This is a genomic window from Halocalculus aciditolerans, from assembly GCF_014647475.1.
Taxonomy (GTDB): domain Archaea; phylum Halobacteriota; class Halobacteria; order Halobacteriales; family Halobacteriaceae; genus Halocalculus; species Halocalculus aciditolerans.
This window is the reverse complement of sequence record NZ_BMPG01000003.1, coordinates 524670-533175: the sequence shown is the minus strand read 5'-3', so window position 1 is coordinate 533175 and position 8506 is coordinate 524670. Positions and strand designations below refer to the sequence as shown.

Annotated in this window: 8 protein-coding genes; 5 read left to right on the top strand and 3 right to left on the bottom strand. The window is 67.7% G+C overall.

Translation table 11 applies throughout. From position 1 onward, the window contains the following. Positions 1 to 649: 649 nt before the first annotated feature. Positions 650 to 2905: an NADP-dependent malic enzyme gene (locus IEY26_RS13575; RefSeq protein ID WP_188979810.1), complete on the top strand. Its 2256-nt coding sequence runs from the start codon at positions 650 to 652 to the stop codon at positions 2903 to 2905. A 192-nt stretch (positions 2906 to 3097) separates the two neighbouring features. Here the strand turns inward: IEY26_RS13575 and IEY26_RS13570 are convergent, their stop codons facing one another. Further along, positions 3098 to 4165: a TAXI family TRAP transporter solute-binding subunit gene (locus tag IEY26_RS13570; protein ID WP_229774136.1), complete on the bottom strand. Its 1068-nt coding sequence runs from the start codon at positions 4163 to 4165 to the stop codon at positions 3098 to 3100. Positions 4166 to 4422: 257 nt separating this feature from the next. Between IEY26_RS13570 and IEY26_RS13565 the strand changes: the two genes are divergently transcribed. The 4 genes from IEY26_RS13565 (at position 4423) to IEY26_RS13550 (ending at position 7273) form a co-directional block, all read left to right on the top strand. Next, positions 4423 to 4575 (top strand): hypothetical protein, encoded by a 153-nt coding sequence (locus tag IEY26_RS13565; protein WP_188979806.1) that lies wholly within the window; start codon positions 4423 to 4425, stop codon positions 4573 to 4575. A gap of 103 nt (positions 4576 to 4678) precedes the next feature. Further along, a complete protein-coding gene (locus tag IEY26_RS13560) occupies positions 4679 to 5527 on the top strand; it encodes a hypothetical protein (protein WP_188979804.1) in 849 nt (282 codons plus the stop codon). 55 nt (positions 5528 to 5582) lie between these two features. Next, positions 5583 to 6152, top strand: a complete 570-nt coding sequence (locus tag IEY26_RS13555; RefSeq protein WP_188979802.1) for a hypothetical protein — start codon at positions 5583 to 5585, stop codon at positions 6150 to 6152. 80 nt (positions 6153 to 6232) lie between these two features. Further along, positions 6233 to 7273, top strand: coding sequence for a hypothetical protein (locus IEY26_RS13550; RefSeq protein ID WP_188979800.1), 1041 nt, complete (start codon positions 6233 to 6235; stop codon positions 7271 to 7273). Between the two features lie 63 nt (positions 7274 to 7336). On the opposite strand, the gene IEY26_RS13545 is transcribed toward IEY26_RS13550, so the two are convergent. Continuing rightward, the gene (locus IEY26_RS13545) at positions 7337 to 7711 is read right to left on the bottom strand and encodes a hypothetical protein (protein ID WP_188979798.1); all 375 of its coding nucleotides are present in this window, start codon (positions 7709 to 7711) and stop codon (positions 7337 to 7339) included. A gap of 81 nt (positions 7712 to 7792) precedes the next feature. After that, on the bottom strand, positions 7793 to 8506 hold the full coding sequence (locus IEY26_RS13540; RefSeq protein ID WP_188979796.1) for a CPBP family intramembrane glutamic endopeptidase: 714 nt from the start codon (positions 8504 to 8506) through the stop codon (positions 7793 to 7795).

Genomic DNA, 8506 nt, shown 5'->3' with positions numbered 1-8506 from the left:
GAGTGCGCGAGCCTCTGGGAAATCCGGTTCGCCGCCTACCCATTCATACTTACCGCGGCCACACATACTGGTGTGTGGTCGCGTTCATCATTAGTCTCCGAGGAGCGACAGCCATCGGGGTTGTTGTTGTTCGGGGATTTTTCTCGGTATACATAGCGGTGGGTCACGAGTGGTTGGGGGGTGGTAACAGTTCGCTTCCACAACGTGTTCTCGGACGTGGGGTGACTGGTTCCTCTCGGGCTCGACTATGTTTCGCGGCTCGGTAGGGTGTCGCGTTCGCTTTCGAGAGCGTCGAACTCGTCGCGTCCTCAATTCCGTTCGGGATGGAGGTGACGCGTTTGCGGCGAGGAAGCTGCTGAAATCCGTATCACGGCTGTCTTAGGATTGCACGTACTCTTCGCTGGTTTCCGCCAGCATCTATGCATCCCCCTTTTGCGTACTCGCGGAGTTTTCACTCTATTCTCTCGGAAATGACGGCGACGAGACTCAGTCTCACCCTTCTTCGCTTCCTCGTGCTCGCCGGTGAATTTCGCGGGCCGTCGACGGCGCTGTGCGGGTCGAGATATGCGGATGGGGTGTGAGGGTGACCTGGGTCGTCCGAGGCGCGCGGTGTCCTGTGGTTTTTTCGCTCCGGCTACGAATAGCGCGTATGGGGCTCGACGAAGACGCGCTCTCGTATCACGAAGAGGAACCGGCCGGAAAGATTGAGATTTCGACGACGAAGCCGACGAACACGCAGCGCGACCTCTCCCTCGCCTACTCGCCGGGCGTCGCCGCGCCGTGTCGAGAGATTGCCGCGGATTCCGCGGACGCCTACAAGTATACCGCGAAGGGGAACCTCGTGGGCGTCGTTTCGAACGGCTCCGCGGTGCTCGGCCTCGGCGACATCGGCGCGCAGGCGTCGAAACCCGTGATGGAGGGGAAGGGCGTGCTGTTCAAGCGGTTCGCGGACATCGACGTCTTCGACATCGAACTCGACCAAGACGACGTCGATGCGTTCGTGGAGAGCGTCGCGGCGATGGAGCCGACGTTCGGTGGCGTCAACCTCGAGGACATCAAGGCCCCCGAGTGTTTCGAGATCGAAGAGCGACTGGGCTCGCGAATGGATGTCCCCGTCTTCCACGACGACCAGCACGGGACGGCCATCATCAGCGGCGCGGCCCTGTTGAACGCCATCGAACTCGTCGACAAAGACCTCTCCGAGCTCGAAGTGGCGTTCTCGGGCGCGGGCGCAGCGGCGGTGTCCTGCGCGAAATTCTACGCTTCTCTGGGCGTGCCGACGGAGAACATCCGGATGTGCGACATCGACGGCGTGCTCTCCGAAGCGCGCGCGGAGGCGGGCGACCTCAGCCCGCACGCCGAGCCGTTCGCCCGCGGCGTCGAGTCCGGCGAGCTCGCGGACATCATCGCGGGTGCGGACGTCTTCGTGGGACTCTCGGTGGGGGGCATCGTGAGCGAGGAGATGATCCGGTCGATGGCGGCCGACCCCATCGTGTTCGCCATGGCGAACCCGGAGCCGGAGATCGGCTACGAGGAGGCGAAGAACGCTCGGGACGACACCGTCATCATGGCGACGGGGCGCTCGGACTACCCGAACATGGTGAACAACGTCCTCGGCTTCCCCTTTATTTTCAGAGGAGCGCTGGACGTGCGGGCGACGGACATCAACGAGTCGATGAAGGTCGCCGCCGCCGAAGCACTCGCGGACCTCGCGAAGGAGGACGTTCCCGACCAGGTCGTGAAGGCCTACGGCGACCAACCCCTCCAGTTCGGCCCCGAGTACATCCTGCCGAAGCCGCTGGACCCGCGGGTGCTCTTCGAGATTGCACCGGCCGTCGCCGACGCCGCCATGGAGTCCGGCGTCGCGCGCGAAGACGTGGACCTCGACGCGTACCGGGAGCGCCTCGAAGCCCGCCTCGGCAAGAGCCGCGAGATGATGCGCATCGTCTTGAATAAGGCGCAGAACGATCCGAAGCGCGTCGCGCTCGGCGAGGGCGACAACGAGAAGATGATCCGCGCCGCCTACCAGCTCCAGGACCAGGGTATCGCCGATCCCGTTCTCATCGGTGACCACGACGGAATCGCGTCGACCGCCGACGACCTCGGTCTCGACTTCACCCCGGAAGTCGTCGACCCGGCGACCGACGCCCCCGGCGCGTACGCCGACCGCCTCCACGAACTCCGCCAGCGCAAGGGCGTGACGCACAGCGAAGCCACCGAACTCGTCGAGCGCGACTCGAACTACTTCGGGAGCGTCATGGTCGAACAGGGCGACGCCGACGCCTTCCTCACCGGGCTCTCCCACCACTACTCGTCGGCGCTCCGCCCGCCTCTTCAGGTCGTCGGCACCGCGCCCGATACGGATTACGTCGCGGGAATCTACATGCTCACGTTCAAGAACCGCGTCATCTTCTGCGCCGACACCACCGTCAACCTCGACCCGACGCCCGAGCAACTCGCCGAAATCACCCGGCACACCGCGGAGACCGCGCGCCAGTTCGACATCGAACCGCGCGTCGCCCTTCTCTCCTACTCGGACTTCGGGAGCGTCGAGAACGCGGGCACGGCGAAACCCCGCGACGCCGTCGCGAAACTCCACGACGACCCGACGGTCGACTTCCCGGTCGACGGCGAGATGCAGGCCGACACCGCCGTCGTCGAGGACATCCTCGACGACACCTACGACTTCGCCGAACTCGACGGGCCGGCGAACTGCCTCGTCTTCCCCAACCTCGAAGCCGGGAACATCGGCTACAAACTCCTCCAGCGCCTCGGCGGTGCCGACGCCATCGGTCCGATTCTCGCCGGGATGGACGAGCCCGTTCACGTCATCCAGCGCGGCGACGAAGTCAAGGACATCGTCAACCTCGCCGGCGTGGCGGTCGTCGACGCCCAAGAGGAGTAACGAGATTCGGAGAACGCGACAGCGTTCGAGAATCTCGGAAATACGAACGCTGAGCCGAGCGGAGTGAGGCGAGGCGTGAGCACGGTCGGAACGAGTTCCTCCCTGCTCGCACTCACTATCGTTCGCGCGAGTAACGAGATTCGGAACGAGGCCCGGAGGCCCGAGTGTGAATCGTGGAACTGCGAGCCGTCCTTACGCTTCGACGCTGCCGCGTTCGTAGTCGGCGAGGTCGACGTCTTGCTCCTCGAGGAAGTCGTAGACGCCGGGGTGAACGGGGAAGTCGTCGAGGTACGCGCTCGCCATCGCTTCGGGGTCGCTGTGGTCGGCGTACGCCGATTGGCTCTCCTGGATGGCGTCGACGTTTTCGTGGCTGATTTTGGCGAGTTCGTAGCCGACGTCGCGGGAGATGTCGGAGCCGAAGAAGAACTGGAAGTCGGAGGGGAAGGTTCCGACGGTGTCAGCGCCCATGTCCTGGTTCCAGCCGTAGACGTCGATTTCTCTGTAGTTCGTGCCGCGGGTCTGCTCGATGCCCTGCTGGAGTTGGTCGGAGGGCTGGACGACGTGGAGGTCCGCGCGGGCGTCCACTTCAGTCGCCCAGCCGGGGAGGCTGTCGAAGCCGGATCCGTAGGCGATGAGGGCGTCGACGCGACCCTCTTCGACCGCGCCCGCGACGTCGCCGATATCCGCGTCGACGACGTTCGGTTCGAGGTCCTCCCACATGCCGGCGTTCTCGAAGACGGTCTCGGCCTGCTGGCGCAGCCCCCAGCTCGGCGGGAGCGCCCAGAAGTTCTTCCCGATCAGGTCGTCGCTCGTCTCGATGCCGGAGCCGTCCACCGCGACGATGTGGAGGTGGATGGAGACGATTTTGAACGCCTGGTGGGGGACGGATTCGACGGGGTTCTCCGAGAACGGCGGCGCGTCCTGCATCGCCGACGCCATCACGAAGTTCCCCGCGCCCATCGCCCGGAGGTTCCCCTGGTTGTACTGCCGGAGGCTCGCCGGGTCGCCGCCCGTCTCCTGACTCGCCCACTGAATGGTCCCGGCGGGCTCCGTGTCCGGTGACTGCTCTTTGACGACGCGCTGGAACGCGTTGCTCGCCTGCCCCGTCGTCGTGCTCGCGCTCGCGATACCCGCTCCGATGGATGTCGGGCCGTTCCCGCTACCGCTTCCGCCGCCGGAACAGCCGGCGAGACCGGTGATTCCCGCTGCACCTGCGATACCTGTGGCCTTCAGTAGCTGCCGCCGTGTGTGATTCGACACTATGTCGACGACCCGAACCCACACCATTAAACATTTCTAAAAATGGTTCGACTACACCGGGGAAAAAGCTACATCGTAAGAAACACTCCCCTCTCTCGTGTGCAATATCTGCCTGAACGTCTAATTTGTTGCGTGACAACATCTCTGAGTCGTTTGCCCAACTTACTTAGCCGCGTCGACCCTGAAGAACAGTTGAACAGACCGCGTCACCGACGCGATATCACGCCGGCCCGCGTTCCGTCCACGGATTCACACGGATGCTCGAAGACCTCAAGTCGATACTCACCCAGTCGGCGTCGCCCGGGACGCTCGTCGAGTGCCGCCACTGCGGGACCAAACTCGCCCCCGACACCGCAGAGTGCACGGCCTGCGGCGGCAGCGAGGTCGCTCGCTACCAACTCGACGCGTAGGACGCCCGTCACCCGCTAGTCGCCGCCTCCCCGATTCGGTTTGCCCGGAGCCCGTGGCTCGCCCGGGACAAAACCCAAGCGGTCGGCGGCCGCGATGTCACGTATGCGCCATCGCCCGCTCGCCGCGAGCCTCGCTTTCGGCGTCCTCCACGCGGCGCTCCTCCTCGCCGTCGCCCTCTACCTCGGCTACGCGGTCGGCCCGGACGCGTACACGCTTCTCGGGCTGTTCTGGCGGTACGGCGGCCTCGTCGTCGTCGCCGCGCTCCCCGTCTGGCTGGCGCTCCGCTTCCGCCTCGCCGCCCCGCTCGTCGCGCTCCTCGCGGCGTCCGGCTACGTCCTCGGCGTCGAACTCACGCCGCCCGGACCGACGTTCCGCGACGTCGCCGAACTCGAACGCCTCGCCGAACCGACCGGTATCATCGTCGTCGAGCACGGCCTCTACATCGTTCACTACATGGTGAACGCGTCCGTCTGGGTCGTCGGGTTCCTCCTCACTGGTCTCGTCGAAGCCGCGGCCCGCACGCGTTCGAGCGCCCTCCCCGGACTCCCGGTCGCGCCGCCGTGGCTCACCGCGCCGACCAACCGGCAGGCCGCGGCGGTCGCCGGCGTCGGCGGCGTTCTCCACGCCCTCGCCATGACGTGGCTGGCGGTCCGACTCGGCGTTACGGTCACGGTGTGGTCCGCGTGGTCGGTCTTGGCCTTCGGTGCCGTCGGCGCGTGGCTGCTCGCCGCCGCCCCCATCTACTTCCTCCTCACGCGGCGGCTGTTCGCGCCCGTGACACTCCTCGCCGCGCTCGTCCTGCTCGACGCCCGCGCGCAACTCACCGCGAGCGTCGACGGCCCGCACTCGCTCTACTTCGGCGCGTGGTTCGCCGTTCTCGCACTCTTCGCCCTCGCCGGATGCGTCGAGGCCGCGCTGCGCCGGCTCGACCTCCCCGCCCGCATCGAGTAACACACCCGACTCGTTCCTCAAAAGACACTTACCCAACGGTCCGAAAAAGTGCGAGGTGTCCTCGCTCCCGCAGGCCTCCCCGCGACTCGTCGTGGGGGTGCTCGCCGTCCTCGCCGCCCTCTCCGCGAGAAGCGTGATGCGGCGGCTCTGGCCCGAAACGCCCTCGACGCCGCGGCTCGCTCATGCCCTCACCGCCCAGCTCCTCGCCGACGCCCGCTCGCGGACGCGCGTCGGCCGGTGGACGGCGTCGCTCACCTGGGGCGGCGCGCTCCTCGCCCTCCACTACACCTGGCTCGCCCACGACCAGTACACCCACGTCCCCGACCTCGACATCCTCGCGCACGCGATGGGCGGCGTCGGCGTCGCCGCTATCCTCAGCGTCGGCCTCCGCGAGACCGTCCCCGACGGCGTCTCCGCGTGGTGGATCGTCGCCCTCGTCCTCGCCGTCGGCGCGGGCTTCGAAACCTACGAGTTCCTCGTCAAGACCTTCTGGCACCAGTGGACGACGCTCGACTACCTCACTGACACCGTCCTTGACCTCGTCGTCGACGCGCTCGGCGCGGCGCTCGTCACCCTCTCCGGGACGCTCTCCACGACCGCCCGAGACGGGCTGCGAACGCCGTGATTCGGCGGCACATACCACACGATGTTCACGTATCGACTGTCGGCGAAGCCTTATCCGGGGTTCGCGAGAACCGGTGACCGATGAGTGAGCGCGACGGGAATCCCGACGAATCGACGCCCGAGCGCGGCGTCGACCGCGGCCGCCGCCGCTTCCTCCGCCTCGCCGGCGGCGGCGCGCTCGGCCTCGGCGGCGCTCGCGTCGGCTACGAGGTGACGGGCTACGGCCGCGTCTTCGGGACGAACCTCCCCGAACAGGACCTCGCCCCGCTCGCCGCCCGCCGACTCGACACGCACCCTTTCGACCTCACCGCCGCCGGCACGCGACTCCGATTCGACGGCGACGCCGTCACCCTCCACGCTGCGGACGGCGACCGACGAACGACGGTCCCGGTCGCGGACGCGACGCCCGACGAGGCGGCCGACGCGGGCGCAGCCTACGGCGTTTCATCGCCGCTTCGCGCCCTGAGCGCCGACCTCGACGCGCTCGACGCCGGCGACGTCGCCTTCGAGTTCCTCGACACCCGGGCGTTCTTCGACCGGCTCGCCGACGCCCGCACGCGGCCGTTCACCGTCGCGACGCTCCGCGGCGAACACTACCGCCAGCCGTCCGCGACGACCGTCCGCGCATTCACCGGCCGCGACCCCCGCGACCCCGAAGCCCTCGTCGACGGGCTCGCCGACGGCTTCCGCGAGCACTCACACTTCGACGTCACTCGATACGTCGTCGGCCTCCTTCAGGACTACCTCCTCTTCGACACCGTTCCGCTCCGCGCGTACGACGCCGAATCGACCGCCTTCCACACGCTCCTCGACGGCTCGACCGGTCTCTACTGCTGGGAGTACACCGTCCGCGCCATCGAGGCCTTCCACGTCGCCCCGCCGCATCGACAGACCGCGCCCGTCCTCGGCGCGATCGTCCGCGACGACCGCCACAACCACATGTACGCCGCGCTCGCCAGCGCCGTCCGCGCCGACGGCGGGCTCGTCGTCCCGATGACCTTCCTCGACTACAGTCACTCGACGATGTACGACACCTACCGCCTCCGCTGGGCGTTCGGCGACGGCGTCGACGCCTACGACGACCAGCACCGCGCGTCAGCCATCCACTACTCGAACGCGTAGGCGTCGGCGCTCTCGCCGTCCGTTTCCGACCAACACCCCCCGTCTCGACCGACGTCCCCCGTCTCAGTCGTAGACGTCGCCGACCATCTCGAACAGGGAGCGGACGCCGGGGTCGGCGTCGGCGTCGAACCCGACGAAGACCCCCTTCCGTTCGTCCGTCGGCCAGAAGTGCGCGACCGTTCCGTCCTCGAACAGCCGGATCTTCCCGCGGACGTCGCCGAGGTCGTCGAACAGCTGCTCCTGAAAGGGCCGTTCGAGGTCTTGGAGGACGACGTCGTCGTATATCGCGTCGAGGTCGAGTTCGTCGTAGTTCGCTTCGGCCTTCGCGCCGAGGTACTGGACTTCGTAGCCGTCGCGGTCGTAGGTCGCGATCGCGCGGAGCGTATCCCCGAACTCGGCTTCGAGTTCGTCGACGGCGCTCTCAGCGTGTGTTTCCATGGGTCGCCGTTCGGCCGGTGCGGGGAAAAGCGCCGTGCCCGACCTGTCGGTGGTCCCAGTTCGCGTGGTCGCTGCGGGCGGTCAGGCGGCGAGGTAGGAGGTGACGAGGAGGACGACGTTGTAGGTCGCGTGCGCGGCGACCGGGACGACGAGGTTCTCCGTGTACTCGTAGAGGACGCCGAAGACGCAGCCGACGGCGGCGATGAGGAGCGCGCCCGCGACGATGGGGGCGAACGCGCCGGTGTAGTTCGCGAGGTGGACCGACCCGAAGACGAGCGCCGCGCCGACGACCGCGCCCGCGGGGCCGACGCGCTGGCGGAGGCGGCCCTGTATCGCGCCGCGGAAGAGGAGTTCCTCCGCGGGCGCGACGATGAGCACGGAGAGGACGGCGAGGCCGAGGAGGAACGCCGGGTCCGTCGCCGCGACCTCGCCGATGACGGAGTCCGGAACGAGGTTGAGCGCGGTGAGGGCGAGGGAGAGCGCGATGGCGAGCGCGAGCGCGGCGACGACGCCGCCGCCGGCGAAGAGGAGGTCGCGCTTCGACGGGCGGCGCACGGGAACCTCGACGTCGCGGTAGCGCGTGTAGGCGTAGCCGACGGCGAGGAAGGCGAGCTGGCCGGCGGCCGTCGACCCGAGGAGGACGCCGGTCGTATCGATGCCGTAGCCGAGCACGAGCGCGGGCACGACGAACGCGACGCCCGCGACGAGCGACACGACGAGGGCGACGACGAGGAGCGTGACCACTTCGACGCCGACGCGAGCGAGACTCGGTGACCGGGACGCTGACACGGACAT